The sequence below is a fragment of the Crossiella sp. S99.2 genome (genome assembly GCF_023094165.1).
In the GTDB taxonomy this organism is placed as follows: domain Bacteria; phylum Actinomycetota; class Actinomycetes; order Mycobacteriales; family Pseudonocardiaceae; genus Crossiella.
In genome coordinates, this window is record NZ_JALMDK010000022.1 from 61,971 (window position 1) to 81,099 (window position 19,129).

14 protein-coding genes are annotated in these 19,129 nt (G+C 70.3%); 4 read left to right on the forward strand and 10 right to left on the reverse strand.

What is annotated here, in order from left to right; translation table 11 throughout:
• Nucleotides 1–134 precede the first annotated feature (134 nt).
• The 10 genes from mmsB to MZC64_RS44950 form a co-directional block, all read right to left on the reverse strand.
• On the reverse strand, nucleotides 135–1,373 hold the full coding sequence (gene mmsB, locus MZC64_RS44905; RefSeq protein ID WP_247765838.1) for a multiple monosaccharide ABC transporter permease: 1,239 nt from the start codon (nucleotides 1,371–1,373) through the stop codon (nucleotides 135–137).
• Nucleotides 1,370–2,908, reverse strand: a complete 1,539-nt coding sequence (gene mmsA, locus MZC64_RS44910; RefSeq protein ID WP_247765839.1) for a multiple monosaccharide ABC transporter ATP-binding protein — start codon at nucleotides 2,906–2,908, stop codon at nucleotides 1,370–1,372. Before mmsA ends, mmsB begins: the two co-directional genes overlap by 4 nt.
• 2 nt (nucleotides 2,909–2,910) lie before the next feature.
• Nucleotides 2,911–3,996 (reverse strand): multiple monosaccharide ABC transporter substrate-binding protein, encoded by a 1,086-nt coding sequence (gene chvE / locus MZC64_RS44915; RefSeq protein WP_247765840.1) that lies wholly within the window; start codon nucleotides 3,994–3,996, stop codon nucleotides 2,911–2,913.
• Between the two features lie 16 nt (nucleotides 3,997–4,012).
• Nucleotides 4,013–5,521, reverse strand: a complete 1,509-nt coding sequence (gene araA / locus MZC64_RS44920; RefSeq protein WP_247765844.1) for an L-arabinose isomerase — start codon at nucleotides 5,519–5,521, stop codon at nucleotides 4,013–4,015.
• A gap of 17 nt (nucleotides 5,522–5,538) precedes the next feature.
• Complete coding sequence (locus MZC64_RS44925; RefSeq protein ID WP_247765846.1) at nucleotides 5,539–6,192, reverse strand: L-ribulose-5-phosphate 4-epimerase; 654 nt, start codon at nucleotides 6,190–6,192, stop codon at nucleotides 5,539–5,541.
• On the reverse strand, nucleotides 6,193–7,875 hold the full coding sequence (gene araB, locus MZC64_RS44930; protein WP_374205891.1) for a ribulokinase: 1,683 nt from the start codon (nucleotides 7,873–7,875) through the stop codon (nucleotides 6,193–6,195).
• A gap of 529 nt (nucleotides 7,876–8,404) precedes the next feature.
• Nucleotides 8,405–9,418, reverse strand: a complete 1,014-nt coding sequence (locus tag MZC64_RS44935; protein ID WP_247765847.1) for a LacI family DNA-binding transcriptional regulator — start codon at nucleotides 9,416–9,418, stop codon at nucleotides 8,405–8,407.
• A gap of 88 nt (nucleotides 9,419–9,506) precedes the next feature.
• Nucleotides 9,507–10,523 carry a glycoside hydrolase family 43 protein gene (locus tag MZC64_RS44940; protein WP_247765849.1) on the reverse strand — a complete coding sequence of 339 codons (1,017 nt, stop codon included), beginning with the start codon at nucleotides 10,521–10,523 and terminating at the stop codon, nucleotides 9,507–9,509.
• On the reverse strand, nucleotides 10,520–13,003 hold the full coding sequence (locus tag MZC64_RS44945) for an alpha-L-arabinofuranosidase C-terminal domain-containing protein (protein WP_247765850.1): 2,484 nt from the start codon (nucleotides 13,001–13,003) through the stop codon (nucleotides 10,520–10,522). The genes MZC64_RS44940 and MZC64_RS44945 overlap by 4 nt, the downstream gene beginning before the upstream one ends.
• Before the next feature lie 16 nt (nucleotides 13,004–13,019).
• A complete protein-coding gene (locus tag MZC64_RS44950; protein WP_247765851.1) occupies nucleotides 13,020–14,345 on the reverse strand; it encodes a glycoside hydrolase family 43 protein in 1,326 nt (441 codons plus the stop codon).
• 172 nt (nucleotides 14,346–14,517) lie between these two features.
• On the opposite strand from MZC64_RS44950, the gene MZC64_RS44955 reads away from it, so the two are divergent.
• From MZC64_RS44955 to yjfF, 4 genes are read left to right on the forward strand one after another with little or no spacing between them, the layout of a single operon-like run.
• Nucleotides 14,518–15,477, forward strand: a complete 960-nt coding sequence (locus MZC64_RS44955) for an ABC transporter substrate-binding protein (protein ID WP_247765852.1) — start codon at nucleotides 14,518–14,520, stop codon at nucleotides 15,475–15,477.
• 27 nt (nucleotides 15,478–15,504) lie between these two features.
• Nucleotides 15,505–17,037: a sugar ABC transporter ATP-binding protein gene (locus MZC64_RS44960; RefSeq protein WP_247765854.1), complete on the forward strand. Its 1,533-nt coding sequence runs from the start codon at nucleotides 15,505–15,507 to the stop codon at nucleotides 17,035–17,037.
• A complete protein-coding gene (locus tag MZC64_RS44965; RefSeq protein WP_247765856.1) occupies nucleotides 17,034–18,050 on the forward strand; it encodes an ABC transporter permease in 1,017 nt (338 codons plus the stop codon). Before MZC64_RS44960 ends, MZC64_RS44965 begins: the two co-directional genes overlap by 4 nt.
• Nucleotides 18,047–19,048, forward strand: a complete 1,002-nt coding sequence (gene yjfF, locus MZC64_RS44970) for a galactofuranose ABC transporter, permease protein YjfF (protein WP_247765859.1) — start codon at nucleotides 18,047–18,049, stop codon at nucleotides 19,046–19,048. The genes MZC64_RS44965 and yjfF overlap by 4 nt, the downstream gene beginning before the upstream one ends.
• Nucleotides 19,049–19,129: the final 81 nt, after the last annotated feature.

A 19,129-nucleotide genomic window follows, 5' to 3' on the forward strand; every position in this document is an offset into this window, starting at 1 on the left:
TCACCCGGCATTCACATCGGGCGGCGGACGCCGTTACAGTCGACTGGAACTGGAAGCGCTCCCAGACTAGCCGTGCCCCTGCCACTCCTGGAGCATCCCGTTGCGAAAACCAGCCTCGATCGCCAAGACCACCGTCAGCGCGCGCGGGACCGGCGTTTGGTCCACACGTCGTAGGCGACCGCCGCCAGCAGCACCAGACCCTTGACCAGCATCACCTGTTCGCTGGGGGCGCCGATCAGCGACATGCCGTTGTTGATCACAGCCATGATCAGGCCGCCGGTGACCGCGCCGACCACCTTGCCGACCCCGCCCTGCACCGCGGCGCCGCCGATGAAGGCGGCCGCGATCGCGTCCAGCTCGAAGGAGGCGCCCGCGGTGGGACCGGCCTGGTTGAGCCTGCCCGCGAAGACCACCCCGGCCAGCGCGGCCAGCACACCCATGTTCACGAACACCCAGAAGGTGACCGAGCGGACGTTCACCCCGGACAGGGTGGCCGCCTGCGGGTTGCCGCCGATGGCGTAGATCCGCCGCCCGAACACCGACCGCCCGGCCAGCACCGAGTAACCCAACACCAGTGCGGCCAGCAGCACCAGCACCCACGGCAGGTTGCGGAAGCGGGCCAGCTGCACCACCACGGCGAGCACCAGCAGCCCGGCCGCGACGACCTTGGCCACGAACACCGGCGCCGGATCGATGTCCTGCCCGTAGCCCGCGCGTCCGCGCCGGGCCCGCCACTGGGTCAGCGCGATTCCGGCCACCACGGCCAGCCCGGCAAGCAAGCTCAGCAGGTCGGCGCCGCCGAGCGGGCCCAGTCCGATGTTGCCGAGGAAGCCGGGCAGGAAACCGTTGGCCAGCGTGCGGATCGGCTCCGGGAACGGGCCGATGCCCTGGTTGCCCAGCACGCTCAGGGTGAGCGCGCGGAAGACCAGCATGCCGCCCAGGGTGACGATGAAGGCCGGGATGCCGAAGTAGGTGATCCAGTAGCCGTGCCAGGCGCCGATCAGCCCGCCCGCGACGAGCGTCACCAGCACCGCCGGCGGCCACGGCAGCCCCAGTTGCACGGTCAGCACCGCGCACAACGCCCCGGTGAGCGCCACCACCGAGCCCACGGACAGGTCGATGTGCCCGGCGATGATCACCAGGATCATGCCCACCGCGAGGATGAGCACATAGGAGTTCTGCACGATGATGTTGGAGATGTTCTGCGGCTCCACCAGGGTGCCGCCGGTCAGCGCGGTGAACAGCGCGACGATCAGCGCGAAGGCCACGTAGATGCCGCTCTGCCGCACATCGATCCGGAACCGGCGCCGCGACGGCGGTGCCGTGGGCCTACCGGGCGCGGCGCCCGGTGCGAGTTCGGCCTCAGTGGTCATCGGGTCCGCTCCTGTCCCTGGGTCATGTGCCGCATGAGGCGTTCCTGGGTCGCCTCCGCCCGGGTCAGCTCACCGGTGATCCGGCCCTCGGCCAGCGCGTACACCCGGTCGCACAGCCCGAGCAGCTCCGGCAACTCCGAGGAGATCACCAGCACCCCCGCGCCGCGCTCGGCGAGCTGGTTGACGATGCTGTAGATCTCGTACTTCGCCCCGACGTCGATGCCACGGGTGGGCTCGTCCAGGATCAGCACGTCCGGCTCGGTGACCATCCACTTGGCCAGCACCACCTTCTGCTGGTTGCCCCCGCTGAGCGCGCCGACCGGGGTCAGCACGCCGGGCGCCCGGATGCCCAGCGCACGCAGATAGTGCTGGGCGAGGCCGAACTCCTCGCCCTCGCGCACCCAGCCGCGCCGGGCCAGCCTGCCCAGTCCGGCGGCGGAGATGTTGCGCCGGATGTCCTCGATCAGGTTGAGGCCGTAACGTTTGCGGTCCTCGCTGACGTAGGCGAGGCCGTGCCGGATCGCCTGGCGCACTGAACGCGGCCGGATCTCCTTGCCGTCCTTGAGGATCCGCCCCGAGACCGCGGCGCCCCAGGCGCGACCGAAGACGCTCATCGCGAGTTCGGTGCGCCCGGCGCCCATCAGCCCGGCCAGGCCGACGATCTCCCCGCGCCGCACCGACAACGTCACCCCGTGCAGGACCGCCTGGTCCGGGCGGGCCGGGCTGTGCACGGTCCAGTCCTCGATCCGCAGCACCTCCGCGCCGATTCCCGGTTCGCGCGGCGGGAAGCGGTGGGTGAGGTCGCGGCCGACCATGCCCGCGATGATCCGGTCCTCGCTCACCTCCGCCGCCTGCACGTCCAGGGTGTCGATGGTGTGGCCGTCCCGGATGATGGTGATCGAGTCGGCGACGGCGGTGATCTCGTTGAGCTTGTGCGAGATGAGCACCGAGGTGACCCCCTGCGCACGCAGCTCGCGCAACAGCTCCAGCAGGTGCGCGGAGTCCTCGTCGTTGAGCGCCGCGGTGGGCTCGTCCAGGATGAGCAGCCGCACGTCCTTGGCCAGCGCCTTGGCGATCTCCACCAGTTGTTGTTTGCCGATGCCGATATCGCGTACCGGGGTCACCGGGTTCTCCCGCAGGCCCACCCTGGCCAGCAGGGCGGCCGCGTCGTGGTTGACCCGGTTCCAGTCGATCCAGCCCCTGCTGGCGATCTCGTTGCCCAGGAACAGGTTCTCCGCGATGGACAGCTCGGGGCAGAGTGCCAGCTCCTGGTGCACGATGACGATGCCGCGCGCCTCGCTGTCCCGGATCCCGGTGAGCGCGAGGGATTCACCGTCGAAATTGATCTCGCCGGTATAGGAGCCGTGCGGGTGGACGCCGGAGAGCACCTTCATCAGCGTGGACTTGCCCGCGCCGTTCTCCCCGCAGATCGCGTGGATCTCCCCGCACCGCACCGACAACGTCACCCCGTCCAGCGCGGTGACCGGACCGAAGGTCTTGGTGATGCCCAGCATCCGCAGGATGTGCTCGGTCATCGCTACTTCAACTGGCCCTCGGTGTAGTAGCCGGACTCCACCAGCACCTCGCGGTAGTTGACCTTGGTCACGGCGACCGGCTGGAGCAGGAAGGAGGGGACCACCTTGACGCCGTTGTGGTAGTCCTTCTCGTTGTTCACCTCGGGCTGCTGCCCGCGCAGCACCGCGCCCGCCATGGCCGCGGCCACCTTGGCCAGTTCCCTGGTGTCCTTCTGCACGGTGGCGTACTGCTCCCCCGCGATGATCGACTTGACCGAGGCGATCTCGGCGTCCTGCCCGGTCACGACCGGGTAGGGCTGGGCCGCGGTGCCGTAGCCGTTGCTCTTCAACGCGGACAGGATGCCGATGGACAGCCCGTCGTAGGGTGAGAGCACACCGTCCACCTTGGACCTGGTGTAGGTCTTGGTGAGGATGTCCTCCATCCGGCGCTGCGCGGTGGCCGGTTCCCAGCGCAGGATCGCCACCGTGCCGAACTCGCGCTGGCCGCTGCGCACCACCAGGGTGCCCGCCTCGATCAGCGGCTGGAGCACGGACATGGCGCCGTTGAAGAAGTACGGGGCGTTGTTGTCATCCGGCGAGCCGCCGAACAACTCCACCGCGTACGGCCCGGCGCCCCGCGTCTTCAGCCCGGCCAGCAGCGAATTCGCCTGTTCTACGCCGACCCGGTAGTTGTCGAAGGTGGCGTAATAGTCCACCGCGGGGCTGTTGCGGATCAGCCGGTCGTAGGCGATGACCGGGATCTTCGCGGCCGCGGCCTGCTGCAGCTGCGAGCTGAGCGCGGTGCCGTCGATGGAGGCCACGATCAACGCCTTGGCGCCCTTGGTGATCTGGTTCTCCAGCTGGTTGGCCTGGGTCGGGATGTCGTTCTCCGCGTACTGCAGGTCGACCCGGAAACCCTGCTGCTCCAGGGCTTTGCGGATGTTGTCGCCGTCGTGGATCCAGCGCTCGGAGGACTTGGTCGGCATGGTCACGCCGACCAGCGCGCCCTCGCCTGCGGCGCCCTGCTGGTCGACGGTCTTCACCGAGGAGCCGCAGGCGGTGAGGGTGGCCAGCAACGCGACCAGCGCCGCGGATCGTGGAAACCTCATTGTTTCTCCCTGATTCTCAGCGCAGGCCCTGCGCGAGCCGGTGATAGGCCTGGTTCCAGCGCAGCCGGTCGGTGAACTCATCGGTGCTGGTGCGCTCGTCGATGAGCGCCAGCTCGACGCCGAGGATCCGCGCCAGGTCGCGCAGCGGCTCGGCGCCCACGGCCTGGGTGAGCACGGTGTGGTGCGGCCCGCCCGCGGTGAGCCAGCACTCCGCCGAGGTCGACAGCGAGGGCGCAGGCCGCCACACCGCGCGCGCCACCGGCAGGTTCGGCAACGGCTCGTCCGGCGGGACCACCTCGACCTCGTTGGCGGTCAACCGGAACCGGTCGCCGAGGTCGGCGAGGCCGATGACCACCGCGGCGCCCGGCGCGGCGTCGAAGACCAGTCGCACCGGGTCCTCCCGGCCGCCGATGCCCAGCGGGTGGATCTCGCAGGAGGGCTGCCGGGCGGCGATGCTCGGGCACACCTCCAGCATGTGCGCGCCGAGGATCTTCGGCTCACCCGGTCCGAAGTGGTAGGTGTAGTCCTCCATGAACGACGTGCCGCGTCCGGTGCCCTCGCCCATCGCCTGCACCGCGGCCAGCAGCGCCGAGGTCTTCCAGTCGCCCTCGCCACCGAAGCCGTAGCCATCGGCCATCAGCCGCTGCACGGCCAGGCCCGGTAGCTGGCGCAGTCCGCCGAGGTCCTCGAAATTCGTGGTGAACGCGCCGAAGCCGCCCTCGGTCAGGAACCGGCGCAGCCCTGACTCGATCCGGGCGGCGTAGCGCAGCGACTCGTGCCGGTCGCCGCCGCGGCGCAGTTCCGGCGCCAGGCGGTAGGCCTCGGCGTACTCGGCGACCAGCACGGCGATCTCGTCCTCGGTCGTCTCGTCCACCAGCGCGACGAGATCGTTGACGCCGTAGGTGTTCACCGAGACGCCCAGCCGCAACTCCGCCTCGACCTTGTCGCCCTCGGTCACCGCGACATCGCGCATGTTGTCGCCGAACCGTGCCAGGCGCAGGGTGCGCAGCTGCTGGGCGCCGGCGGCGGCACGGGCCCAGCCCTCGATCCGCCGCACCACCAGCGGATCGCGGACGTGCCCGGCGACGGTCTTGCGGGCCACGCCGATCCGGGTTTGCACGAAGCCGAACTCGCGGTCGCCGTGCGCGGCCTGGTTGAGGTTCATGAAGTCCATGTCGATGCTGGCCCACGGCAGCGACTCGTTGAGCTGGGTGTGCAGGTGCAGCAACGGTTTCCGCAGCAGGTCCAGCCCGGTGATCCACATCTTGGCCGGGGAGAAGGTGTGCATCCAGGCGATCACGCCCACGCAGGCCGGATCCCCGTTGGCCTCGTGCAGTGCCGCCCGGATCGCGCCCGCGTCGGTGAGCACCGGCCGCCAGACGATCTCCACCGGGATCCGGCCGGATTCGGCGAGCATCCGCTGGATCCGCTGGGACTGCTCGGCGACCTGGGCCAGCGTTTCCGGCCCGTAGAGGTGCTGGCTCCCGGTGAGGAACCAGACCTGGGGCTTGGCCGCGACCGGCATGTTCTCTCCTCGCGGGCTCATTGCCCGTAGACGTTCTGGTAGCGCGTGTACAGGCGGTCGATGTCCTGCTGGGCAAGGGATTCCGGCGTGCCGAGCTGGAGTGCGAAGTGGACGGTGCGGGCCACGTCCTCCAGCAGCACCGCGGCCTTGACCGCCGTCCGGGCGTCCGGGCCGACGGTGAAGGGGCCGTGGTTGCGCATGAGCACGGCAGGCGACCGGCTGGCGCGCAAGGTGTCCACGACGCCGCGCCCGATCGAGTCGTCGCCGATGAGCGCGAACGGGCCGACCGGGATCTCGCCGCCGAACTCGTCGGCGATCATGGTGAGCACGCATGGGATCGGCACACCGCGGGCGGCCCATGCGGTGGCGTACGGCGAGTGGGTGTGCACCACGCCGCCGACCTCGGGCAGGTGCCGGTAGACGTAGGCGTGCGCGGCGGTGTCCGAGGACGGGGCCAGCTCCCCCTCCACCAGGTTGCCGCGCAGATCGGTGACGACCATGGTGTCCGGCGTCAGTTCCGCATAGGACACCCCGGACGGTTTGATCACCATCAGGTCGTGGCCGGGCACCCGCGCGGAGATGTTGCCCGCCGTCCAGCTCACCAGCTCGTAGCGGGTCAGTTCCCGGTGCAGTTCGGCGACAGTGCGGCGCAGTTCGGCGGTGGCCGACATCTAGCTCTTCCTTTCCAGCGCGTCGCGGCGATGGGCGCGCAACCGGTGCATGACCTCGTTGCCGCCCTTGCCGAAGTAGTCGTGCAGCTCCTGGTACTCCCGGTACAGGCGTTGGTAGACCTCGACATTCGCCGGATCCGGCCGGTGCACCCCGCGGCGCACCGATCCCATCGCGGCCGCGGCCGCCCGGATGTCCGGGTACGCCCCCGCGGCCACCGCGGCGTGCATCGCCGACCCCAACGCCGGTCCGTGCCCCGACCCGATGATCGACAGCGGCAGCCCGGTGACGTCGGCGTAGATCCGCATCAGCAGCTCGTTGCGCGCCAGGCCGCCCGCGATGATCAGTTCGGTGACCGGCACCCCGGCCAGCCGGAAGGTGTCGATGATGGTCCTGGTGCCGAACGCGGTGGCCTCCAGCAATGCCCGGTAGACGTCCTCGGCGCGGGTGGCCAGCGTCTGGCCGAGCACCACACCGGACAGCTCGTGGTCGACCAGCACCGATCGGTTCCCACTGTGCCAGTCCAGCGCGATCAGCCCGTGCTCGCCGACGGCCTGCCCGGCGGCCAGCTCGCTGAGCAGTTCGTGCACGGAGATCCCGCGTTCGCGGGCCTGCTCGTGATACTCCGCAGGCACCTGGTGCCGGATGAACCAGGCGAAGATGTCGCCCACCCCGCTCTGCCCCGCCTCATAACCCCACAGGCCGGGCACGATCCCGCCGTCCACCACCCCGCACATGCCGGGCACCTCGCGCAGCAGGTCGCCGTTGAGCACATGGCAGGTGGAGGTCCCCATGATCGCCACCATCTGCCCCGGCGCCACCGCCTGGCCCGCCGGCGCGGTGACATGCGCGTCCACGTTGCCCACCGAGACCGAGATCCCCGCGGGCAACCCGGTCCACTCTGCCGCCCGCACGCTGAGTCCGCCCGCCCAGTCGCCGAGCGCGGCCAGCGGCTGGTTCAGCTTGTCGGCGGCGAACCCGGCGAAGCCGGGGTTCAGCGCCGCCAGGAAGTCCCGGCTCGGGTAGCCACCGTCCTGATGGATCCCCTTGTATCCGGCCGTGCACGCGTTGCGGGTGTAGGTCCCGGTCAGCTGCCAGACGATCCAGTCCGCGGCCTCCACCCAGTGCGCCATGGCCGCGTAGACCGCGGGCGCCTCCTCCAGCAACTGCAGCCCCTTGGCGAACTCCCACTCCGAGGAGATCAACCCGCCGTACCGCGGCAGCCAGCTCTCCCCGCGCCGCCGGGCCAGTTCGTTGATCCGGTCGGCCTGCGGCTGAGCCGCGTGGTGCCGCCAGAGCTTGACGTAGGCGTGTGGTTCCCCGGCGAACTCCGGCAACTCACACAGCGGCGTGCCCTCGGCGGTGACCGGAACCATGGTGCACGCGGTGAAGTCCGTGCCGATGCCGATGATCCGCGCGCTGTCCACCCCCGCCACCCGCACCGCCTCCCGCACCGCGGTCCGCAGCACATCGACGTAGTCCGACGGCACCTGCAACGCCCACTCCGGCGGTAGCGGCCGCCCCTTGCCTGGCAACGCCCGGTCCAGGACCCCGTGCCGGTACTCGTGCACGGCGGCCCCGAGTTCGGCGCCGTCGCGCACCCGCACCACGACAGCACGGCCGGACAACGTGCCGAAGTCGACACCCACCACACAGGAATCGAGATCAGTCGCCAGGTCGGTCACATGGCGAATGTTATCGCTAACATTAGTTTCGTCAAGGGCGGATACCGTGACTCGGCGAGCGGCTCAGGGCAGCCCGGCGGTCCCGCGGCGGACAGCAGCCGAGGTGGCCAGGCGGGGCCTGCTCCGGAAAGCGCGCGCAGCTACCGGATGGCCACCGGCGGGCGCTGCGGGGCCGCCGGCCGGCCGGACCAGATCACCCGCCCGTGCCCGGGTGGCCAGGCACGATGGCGGAATTGGGCGGCCAGGGGTGGGCGGCGCGACGCCCCGCCACGTGCCAGCGGGAACGACTCCGGACCGGGCGAGCGGCTCAACGCCCTGCCGTGCCGGAGACTCGGCGCCGAAGAAACCCGGGCCAGGGCTAGCTCAGGCTGGCGGCGCGACGCTCTCCCCTGCCGGACACCCGGCACCAAAGAAACCCGGGCGAGACCAGGGCGGCCAGGCCCGACTCAGACAGGCGACACAACGCCCTCCCCTGCCAGACACCCGGCACCAAAGAAACCCGGGCGAAGCCGAGGCGGACAGACCCGACTCAGGCTGGCGGCGCGACGCTCTCCCGCTTGACCAGCACCGGCGCGATGGTCCGCCGCTGCTCCACCGTCCCGCCCTCGCTCACCTGCGCCAGCAACAACCCGAGCGTTTCCCGCGCCACCGCCGCGAAATCAGGCCGCACGGTGGTCAGCGGCGGGATGAAATAGGCAGCCTCGGTCACATCGTCGAAGCCGACCACGCTGACCTCCCATGGAACCCGGCGGTTGCGCTCGCTCATCGCGCGCAGCACGCCGAGCGCGAGATGGTCGTTGGCCGCGAACACCGCGGTGACCTCGGGCATCCTGGCCAGCATCCGGCCGGCCTGGTAGCCGGCCGCCGCACTCCAGTCCGCGGGCACCACCGGCGGTTCCTCCGCGCCCACGGACTCCAGCGCGCGCCGCCAGCCCTGCACCCGCCCCGCGGCGTCGAACCAGTCCGCGGGGCCTGCCACGTGCCACACCGTCTGGTGGCCCACGTCGAGCAGGTGCTTGGTGGCGGCGTAGGCGCCGGCCGCCTGGTCGACGGTGACCAGTGGGGTGGCGCGGTCCGGGTCGCCGTCCACGGTCACCAGCGGCACCCCGGCCGGGACCTCGGCGAGGGCGTCGCTGGCCGAGGCCGTCGGGGCGATGACCACGATCCCGGCCACCCGCTGGTCGCGGTGCCGTTCCACCGCGGCCGCGATCGAGTCCCGGTCCAGCACCCTGACCCGGCCGACGCTGACCGCGAACCCGGCCTCGCCTGCGGCCTCCTCGAAGGCCGAGAGCAGCGAGGCCGGGCCGTAGAGCGTGGAGTTCTGCGTGACCACGCCGATGAGCTGCGACTTCCCGGTGACCAGGGCACGCGCCGCCTTGTTCGGCCGGTAGCCCAACTCCTTGATGGCGGCGCGCACCCGCAGCCTGGTCTGCTCACGCACGTTGGGATGCTCGTTGAGCACCCTGGAGACCGTTTGATGGGAGACACCGGCGAGCCGGGCGACATCGGTCATCGCGGGGCTGCGCGAGGTCCTGCTGTCCACAGGCGATCTCCGATCCTCGGTCTTCGACGCCCGATGTTAGCGGTAACACCGATCAGGCGCCCGTCCGGCACGTCAGGACCATTCTCCCCTAACTGGCCGGGTTCGCCCCGCCCCGGGGCACTCCGAGGTCCGGCGTGCCGTCGGACCGCCAGCGCAGCCGTTGCACCCGGGTGTGCCGGTTGGGGTCGAACAGCGGGTCGCCGCTGATGTCCCGGTAGTCCCTGGCGTGATAGACGAGCACATCCGCGCCGCCGACCGTGGTGAACGAGTTGTGCCCTGGCCCGTACTGGCTGGTGCCCGTGTTGCTGCTGAACACCGGCCCTGGCGATTTGACCCACGACCGCGGGTCGAGCAGGTTCGCGTTCGCCTCCGCGGTGAGCAGGCCCATGCAGTAGCGGGCGTCGGTGGCGCTGGCGGAGAAGGTCACGAACACCCGGCCGTTGCGGATCAGCACCGCGGGCCCCTCGTTGACCTTGAAGCCCTGGGTCTCCCAGGACGCCGTGGGCACCGCGATCCGCACCGGCGGGGTGCGCAGCGCCAGTGGCGAGCCCATCTCCGCGAGGTACAGGTTGCTGTTGGTGTCGATGCCCGGTTCGCTCTGCGCCCACAGGAAGTACCGCCGGCCGCGGTGCTCGAAGGTGGTCGCGTCCAGGGTGAAGGTGTCCCAGGCGGTCCGCACCTGCCCGCGCAGCACCCAGCCGGCCGCGCGCGGGTCGGCGCCGGTGGATTCCAGCACGTAGGTGCGGATGCGGAAGGGCTCCTCGGCGTCGCCCGCGGCGAAGTAGACGTACCACTTCCCGCCAATCCGGTGCAGTTCCGGCGCCCAGATGTGCCCGCCCAGCCTGCCCGAGGCCGGTCGCCGCCAGATCACCGTCTCCGCCGCCGCGCCCAGACCCTCCACTGTGGACGCACCACGAATGATGATCCGGTCGTACTCGGGCACCGAGCCGGTGAAGTAGTACCGGCCGCCGACCGGCGGGGTGATGAACGGGTCGGCCCGCTGGCGGATCAGCGGCTGACCGGCGGCGGCCGCACCGGCGCCGAGTGGGAGGGCCGCCAGGGCACCGCCCGCCAGCAGCAGGGCACGTCGGTTGAGCGGGCTCACGACCGGCTCCGATCCTTGATGCGCAGGAAGGTGATGGAGTGGGGCGGGAAGGTGTGGGTGAAGGAGTTCGACACCCGGACCGCCGAGGTGCGTGGCCGGATCGGTTGACCGGCCTGGGTGTTCAGGTCATCCGGCTTGCCCTGCAGGGTGGTGGCCCTGGCCATGGGCTGGACCTGGGTGTCGCGCCCCAGGTCCAGCCGCACCCGGGCCGCGTTGTCCTGGGCGTTGACCACCTTGACGATCAGTTCCCCGGCGCCGAGGTCCCTGGTGACCACCTGACGGAACGGCTCCGCCCGGCGGTCGTCGGTGAACTCGCCCCACCGCTGACCGTCCAGGAACAGCGCGACCTGCCTGCCGCGCACTTCCACCCGCAGGTCGTAGGTCCGGCCGGTCTCGATCCTGGTGTCCTTCTCCAGCACCGTGCTCTTGCCGCCGGCCTCGGTCTTCTCCACCGCGGAGCGGCTGTTGTCCCAGCCGCCGAGGTTCCACCAGTAGAGGTTGCCGGTGTCCTTGACACCAAAGGCGATCAGGAAGCCCTCCTTGCCGGACTGCTTGGTGGCCTTGAGGTTGAGCGTGTAGTCCCGCCAGGCCGGATTGCCCGCGGTCACCAGGGTGTTCTCCGCGGTGGCGTCGGACTGCAGGTAGCTGCCGTCGGTCACCGCCCAGCTGCCGCGCCCGGCCGCCTTGGTCCAGCGGGCGTCGGTGCCGGAGAAGTCCTCGGTGAACAGGGTCCGGCCGTCGGCCGCGGTCACCAGGACGTCGTCGTAGCTCGCCGCGGTGGCCCAGGTGGACAGGCCGATCGCGCCGGTGATCGGCTCCATTGTGGACGGTGTGCCGGAAGCGGTGCTGGGCATCACGTGGTCGCCCACGTTGGTCATGAACAGCTTCTGCGTCTGGTAACTGGTCGAGCCCCAGGAGGCGTGGTTGTTGAACCAGATCAGGTCCGGCCGCCACTGCACCGAGTCCTCGTTGGCCAGCAGCGGCGCGTAGGAGGCGAGCTTGACCACGTCGGCGTTGCGCTCCAGGCCGGTCAGGTAGGCGGCCTCCGCGAGGGAGTTGCGCCACCGGTTGTCCCGCGCGGCGTACTCACCGAGGAAGACCTTGGGACCGTTGCGGTCGTAGCTGTCGTAGCGGTGGTTGTTCGCCAGGAACCACTGCGGGCTCAGGTAGTAGTGCTCATCCACCAGCCCAACCCCGGCCTCCCGGTTGAGCTGCCAGAGCCGATCGAAGGTGGGGCCGGATTCGACCGGACCCGAGTTGCCCACCACCGTGATCTCCGGGTGCCTGGCCGCGATCGCCTTGCGGAACTCGGTGAAGTGCGCGAAGTACTCCTCCGGCAGGTTCTCCTCGTTGCCCACCGCGAGGTGGGTCAGCCGGAACGGCGCCGGGTGGCCCAGCTCGGCGCGCTCGCGGCCCCAGGCAGAGGTGGCGGGGCCGGTGGCGAACTCGATCAGGTCCAGGGAGTCCTGGATGTGCCGCCGCAACAGTTCCGGGTCCCTGGTGACCTGGTTCTGGCCGCAGCCGGTGACCAGTGCGGGCAGCACCGGCAGCGGCATCGCGCCGATGTCCTCGGCGAACTGGAAGTACTCGAAGTAGCCCAGGCCGTAGGACTGGTTGTAGCCCCAGAAGTTCCAGTTGGCAGCCCGCTGCTCGACCGGACCGATGGTGTCCTTCCACTGGTAGGACCGGCGGCGCTGGTAGTTCGGCGCCTCGTAGCCGTAGTGGCTGCCGGTGTTGACCAGACAGCCGCCAGGGAAGCGGACGAAACCCGGCTTCAGCGCGGCGATCTTCTCCGCCAGGTCACGGCGCAGCCCGTGGTTTTTATAGGTGTCCCTGGGAAACAGCGACACCATGTCCAGCCGCAGCGTGCCCGCTCCCCCGCCCTCGACCCGCAGCCGGGCGGTGGTGCTGGTGGCACGGGCGCGGAAGCTGCCGGTGTACTTGGCCCAGCCGTCGCCGCGGACCTGGATGCGCAGCGGGGTGGCCAGTTCCTTGCCCGCCGGGTCGGTCAGTGCGACCGACAGCGGGGTTCCAGTGGCGGAGTCGGTGCGGGCCCAGACCGAGAAGTCGTAGAACTGGTTGTCCCGCAGCGAGATCCCGGTGTTGTAGCCGGAGTTCACCACCCCGGCGGGCAGGCCGAGCTTGAGGTGGCGGCGGTTGCGCTCGTGGAGTCGGCTGGCATCGTCGACCACCTCGGCCACGCCACCGGTGGGCGCCCAGGAGGTCAGGCCGGTGTAGGCGGCGTTGTCGGCGCGGTCGTACTCGAAGGAGCGATTCTGCACCAGTTCGGCGTACAGGCCGCCGTCGGCGGCCCGGTTGATGTCCTCGAAGAAGACGCCGTACATGCTGTCGTCGATGGTCGCGCCCCGGCCCGCCGGGTTGACGGTCAGGGTGTAATCGGTCTCGGCCGCTGTGCCCGCACCGGGCAGGGCTACCAGCAGGCTCGCCGCGAGGGCGGCGCAGAGCAACACGCGGGGCACGTGAACTCCTTCGGGCTCAAGGGAATGCCGCGCGGACGCGGTCGAGTTCGGCCTTGGTGATCGGCAGCACGGTGCCGTGCCGCGGACTGCGTGGCAGCGCGTGCCCGGTGGACGGGGTCCAGCGGCCGGAGGCGAGATCGGTGGTCTCGAACGGGAGGTAGCCGCGGCCGCCGAACTCGTCGATGAACAGGTACCAGCGGCGTTCGGTGTTGGACTTGAACACCGTCGGCCCCTCGCCCTGACTCAGCGCGCCCTTGCCGATGCAGTCGGCGACGAAGCCGTACCTGGTGGAGCGCAGGTTGGTGGACTTCTCCGCGAGAATGAACTTGCTGCACGGGGTGCTGGACGAGTTGTTCCGCTCGTCCTTGGTGAAGCGGTAGTAGGTGCCGCCGTCCTTGATCACGGTGGAGTCGATGACCGAGTAGCCGGGGTCCACCCACACCTGGGGCTGGCTGAAGGTGCGGAAGTCCCGGGTGGTGGCGTAGAGCATCCGGTTGTGCGTGTTGCCGGTGTGCTGCGGATCGTTGGCGGCGTAGAGCTTCGAGGCCCAGAACACCACGTAGGCGCCGATCGCGGTGTCGTAGTAGGCCTCGGGGGCCCAGGTGTTGCCCGCGGTGTCCGGCGAGACCCGCACGTGCCGCTGCGCGGTCCAGCGCACCAGGTCGGTGGACTCCCACACCTCGATGTGCTTGCTGCCGTGGCGTTGCGCGGCATCCCAGTTGCCGTTGCCGTGCATGCGCAGGTCGGTGGCGATCAGGTAGAACTTGTCGCCGGCGGGCGAGCGGATGAGGAACGGGTCCCGCACCCCCTTGTCGCCGAGGGTTGAGGTCAGCACCGGCCGGCCCCGGTTCAGCTCGTCCCAGCGCAACGCGTCGTTCCCACGGCTGGCGGCCAGGTAGACCTGCTCGCCGGTGGCGCTGCCCTCGCCGGTGAAGTAGCCGAACAGGTAGCCCTCGTAGGGCGCCTTGGCCGGCAGCGGGCTGACGGTGACCTCGAAGCGGCGTTTCACCTGCCGGCCATCGCGCCGGACGGTGGCGGTCAGGGCGACCGGGACCGCGGCGGCGCCCTGCGGCGGGCGGGTCACCTCGCCGGTTTCGGTGATCACGTCGGGCCGGCTGGACTGCCAGCGGACGGTGGCGCCCGCGGCCTCGATGGGCAGGCTGACGTTGCCGCGGAGGTCCTCGGCGTCCCAGACCGTCAGGGTGTCCGCGGCGGTGGCGAGGGCGCGGGCGGGCGCGGGGTCACCCGGGGCGGCCGCCGCCGCGGGGACGGCAACGGCCAGCCCGAGGGTCAGGGCCAGGGTGGCGAGCAGGGGGCGGGAGCGAGCAGGGAATACCGGCATGACCGTACTTCCATCTCGACAGGGAAGGTGTTCCGGGTCACAAAAGTGAGCGCTAACATAACGAGGGCTCACCACCGTGTCAACGCCGCTACGGTCTGGTAACCCGAAGCTTGACGGACGAGTTGTGAGCGCTCACTCTTGTGGCCCACCAACGGCTCCATCGGAGGAACACGTGCTGAAGAAGATCACGACCGCCGCCAGCGTGGTCCTGTTGAGCGCACTCGCCGCCTGCTCCGGTGGCCAGTCACCTGCCGGCGCGGGCGGCGCGATCACCATGGGCTTCGCCCAGGTGGGCGCCGAGAGCGGGTGGCGCACCGCGAACACCAAGTCGGTCCAGGAAGCGGCCAAGGCCGCGGGGATCGAGCTGAAGTTCTCCGACGCGCAGCAGAAGCAGGAGAACCAGCTCAAGGCGATCCGCTCCTACATCCAGCAGAAGGTCAGCGTGATCGCGTTCAGCCCGGTGGTGGAGACCGGCTGGGACACCGTGCTGCTGGAGGCCAAGCGGGCCAACATCCCGGTGATCCTCACCGACCGCGCCATCGACTCCGAGGACGCCTCGCTGTACCGCACCTTCCTCGGCTCGGACTTCGTCGAGGAGGGCCGCAAGGCCGCGGACTGGCTGCTGGCCAACTCCCAGGGTCAGGTGAACGTGGTCGAACTCCAGGGCACCACCGGCGCCGCGCCCGCCATCGACCGCAAGAAGGGCTTCGCGGAAAAGATCGCCGCCCGCCCGGAGATCCAGGTCGTCGCGTCGCAGACCGGTGACTTCACCCGCTCCGGCGGCAAGCAGGTGATGGAGGCGTTCCTGAAGTCCACCCCGAAGATCGACGTGGTGTACGCGCACAACGACGACATGGGACTGGGCGCGATCGAGGCGATCAAGGCCGCGGGCAAGGTGCCGGGCAAGGACATCCGGATCATCACCGTGGACGCCGTGCGTGACGGCATGCAGGCGCTGGCCAACGGTGAGATCAACTTCATCGTGGAGTGCAACCCGTTGCTGGGCAAGCAGTTGATGGAGCTGACCAAGAAGGTGCTCGCGGGTGAGCAGGTGCCGGCCAGGGTGGTCACCGAGGAGGGCACCTTCACCAGCGAACAGGCCAAGGCCGCGCTGCCCACCCGGCAGTACTGACCCCGGTCCCGCGACGAAGGCGGAGTCATGACCGAGCACAACGCGGTCGTCGAGATGCGCGAGATCTCCCTCGCCTTTCCCGGGGTCAAAGCACTCCAGGACGTCGACTTCCGGCTGTTCCCCGGCGAGGTGCACGCGCTGATGGGCGAGAACGGCGCGGGCAAGTCCACTTTGATCAAGACGCTCACTGGCGTGCACGCCCCGGATTCCGGCCAGGTCCGCTTCAACGGGACCGTGGTGGCCTTCTCCTCCCCCGCCCAGGCCCAGCAGGCCGGGATCAGCACGGTGTACCAGGAGGTGAACCTGTGCCCCAATCTCACCGTGGCGGAGAACATCCTGCTCGGCCGGGAACCGCGCCGGTTCGGCCGGATCGACGGCAGGGCGATGCGGGTCCGCGCGGCCGGGCTGCTGGCCAGGGTCGGGCTGGACATCGACCCGGCCTCCGCGCTGAGCGGCCACCCGATCGCGGTGCGGCAACTGGTCGCCATCACCAGGGCGATCGCGGTGGACTGCCGGGTGCTGGTGCTGGACGAGCCGACCTCCAGCCTGGACACCGCGGAGGTGGCGGAGCTGTTCCGGATCATCCGGGTGCTCCGTGACGAGGGCGTGGCCATCCTGTTCGTCTCGCACTTCCTGGACCAGGTCTACGCCATCGCCGACCGGTTGACCGTGCTGCGCAACGGTTGTCTGGTCGGCGAGCACCAGGCCGCCGAGCTGGACCGGCGCGCGCTGGTCGCGGCGATGCTCGGCCGCGAACTGGGCGTGCTGGCCGAGATCGAGCGCTCCGCCCGGCACGCGCCCTCGACCGCGCCCGCCCTGATGCGGGCCGAGGGACTTGGTCGCCGGGGCGCCATCGCGCCGTTCGACCTGGAGATCCGGGCCGGGGAGATCGTCGGACTGGCCGGGCTGCTCGGTTCCGGCCGCACCGAGCTGGCGCGGCTGCTCGCCGGGGCGGACCGGGCGGACACCGGCCGGTTGCTCGTGGATGGCAAGCCACTGCGGCGTGGCCCACGAGGCGCGATTGGCGCGGGCATCGGGTTCTGTTCCGAGGACCGCAAGGGCGAGGGCCTGGTCGCCGAGCTCAGTGTCCGGGAGAACCTGATGCTCGCCCTGCAGGCCGCCCGCGGCTGGACACGTCCGCTGTCCCGCCGGGCGCAGCACGAGCTGGTCGCGAAATACCTTGCCGCGCTGGACATCCGGCCGGCGAACCCGGACACGCCTGCCGGCTCGCTCTCCGGCGGCAACCAGCAGAAGGTGTTGCTGGCGCGGTGGCTGGTCACCCGGCCCCGGCTGCTCATCCTGGACGAGCCCACCCGCGGCATCGACGTCGGGGCGAAGGCGCAGATCCAGCAGCTGATCACCGACCTGGCCGCGGCCGGCATGGCGATCCTGTTCATCTCCGCCGAACTGGAGGAGGTGGTGCGGCTGGCCGATCGGATCGTGGTGCTGCGGGACCGGCGGGTGCTGGCCGAACTCGGGCACGCCCAGGCCGGGGTCGACGCCGTGGTCGAGTTGATCGCGGGCGAATCGGCGCCCACGCCGGAAAGGACGGGCTCGTGAGTTCTCGGTTGCGCTGGCCACTGCTGGCCCTGGCCGGGCTGCTTGCCCTCAATCTGGTGCTGGCGCCGGAGTTCTTCTCGGTGCGGCTGCAGGACGGGCACCTCTACGGCAGCCTGGTCGACATCCTGAAGAACGGCGCGCCCACGTTGCTGGTCGCGCTCGGCATGACCCTGGTGATCGCCACCCGCGGCGTGGACCTCTCCGTCGGCGCGGTCGCGGCAATCGCGGGCGCCCTCGCCTGCACCCACATCGCGGGTTCGGCCGATCCTGGTGGCCCGGCGGCCGCGCTCGGCGGCATGGCCCTCGCCCTCGGACTGTGCCTGCTGCTGGGGCTGTGGAACGGATTCCTGGTCGCGGTGCTGGGCATCCAGCCGATCATCGCCACGCTGGTGCTGATGACCGCGGGCCGCGGCCTGGCCATGCTGCTCACCGAGGGCCAGATCATCACCGTGGACAACAGCGCCTACCGCTTGGTCGGCGCCGGGTATCTGGTGCTGCCGGTGGCGATCCTGATCAGCGGGGCCGCCCTGCTCGCGGTCACCCTGCTGACCCGGCGCACCGCGCTGGGCCTGCTGATCGAGTCCGTCGGGGTGAATCCGGCGGCGAGCAGGCTCGCCGGGATCCGCTCCCGCCGGATCATCTGGACCTGCTACGCCTTCGCCGCGCTGTGCGCGGGCGTCGCCGGGCTGATGATCAGCTCCAACGTCAGCGCGGCGGATGCCAACAACGCCGGGCTGTGGATCGAGATGGACGCGATCCTGGCCGTGGTCATCGGCGGCACCGCGCTGACCGGCGGCCGTTACTCCCTGGCCGGAACGCTGCTCGGCGCGCTGCTCATCCAGACGCTCACCACCACCATCTACACCATCGGCATCGCACCGGAGATCACCCTGGTGTTCAAGGCGATCGTGGTGATCGGCATCTGTCTGGCCCAGGCGCCGAAAGCCCGCGCGCTGCTGCGCCGCCGTCCGCCCCGTGCCCGCGCCGAACCCGAGAAGGTGGTCACGCCATGACCGCTCCCGCCCGCGCCCACGCGCTGGTGCCAGTCCGGTTCCGGCCGGTGCTGTTGTCCTACACGTTGTTCGCGCTGATCTTCCTGTCGGGTTCACTGGCCTACGACGGCTTCGCCACCGGCCAGGTGCTGGTGAACCTGTTCGTGGACAACGCCTTTCTGCTCGTGCTGGCGATCGGCCTGACCTTCGTGATCCTCACCGGCGGCATCGACCTCTCGGTCGGCTCGGTGGTCGCGCTGTCCACCATGGTCACCGCGACCGGCTTGCGGGCGGGCTGGCCGGTGCCGCTCGTGGTGGCGGCCGTGCTTGTGCTCGGATCGGTGCTGGGCCTGCTGATGGGTCTGGTGATCCACTACTTCGAGCTGCCGCCGTTCATCGTCACCCTGGCCGGGATGTTCCTCGCCCGTGGCCTGTGCTTCCTGATCAGCGTGGAGTCGATCCCCATCAAGGACAACACTTTCCGCGCGCTGGCCACCGCCTCGATCGATCTCGGCGGCGGACTCGCCATCACCTCCGGCGTGCTCGTCGCGGCCGTGGTGGTGGCGGTGGCCGCCTACGTGCTGCACCTGACCCGGTTCGGCCGCACCGTGTACGCGGTCGGCGGCAGCGAGTCCTCCGCGACCCTGATGGGCCTGCCGGTCGGCCGGGTCAAAGTCGGGGTGTACGTGATCAGCGGGTTCTGCTCCGCGCTCGGCGGGTTGCTGCTGAGCCTGTACATGCTCTCCGGCTACAGCCTGCACGCGGTGGGCATGGAGCTGGACGCGATCGCCGCGGTGGTGATCGGCGGCACCCTGCTGGCCGGCGGCGCGGGCTATGTGGCCGGTTCGGTGGTGGGAGTGCTGGTGCTGGGCGCCATTCAGACGCTGATCTCCTTCCAGGGCACCCTCAGCTCCTGGTGGACCAAGATCGTGATCGGCGTGCTGTTGCTGGCGTTCATCGGGTTGCAGCGGGTGCTGCCGCAGCGATCCGCGGCAGGTAGATCACACCGAGCTGGTTGATCCCGGCTCCCGCGCGGCCGGTGCGGGCCTGGCGGCGAGGACAGTCAGCGCGAGCGGGCTAAGGTCCGCAGCACGCCGCTG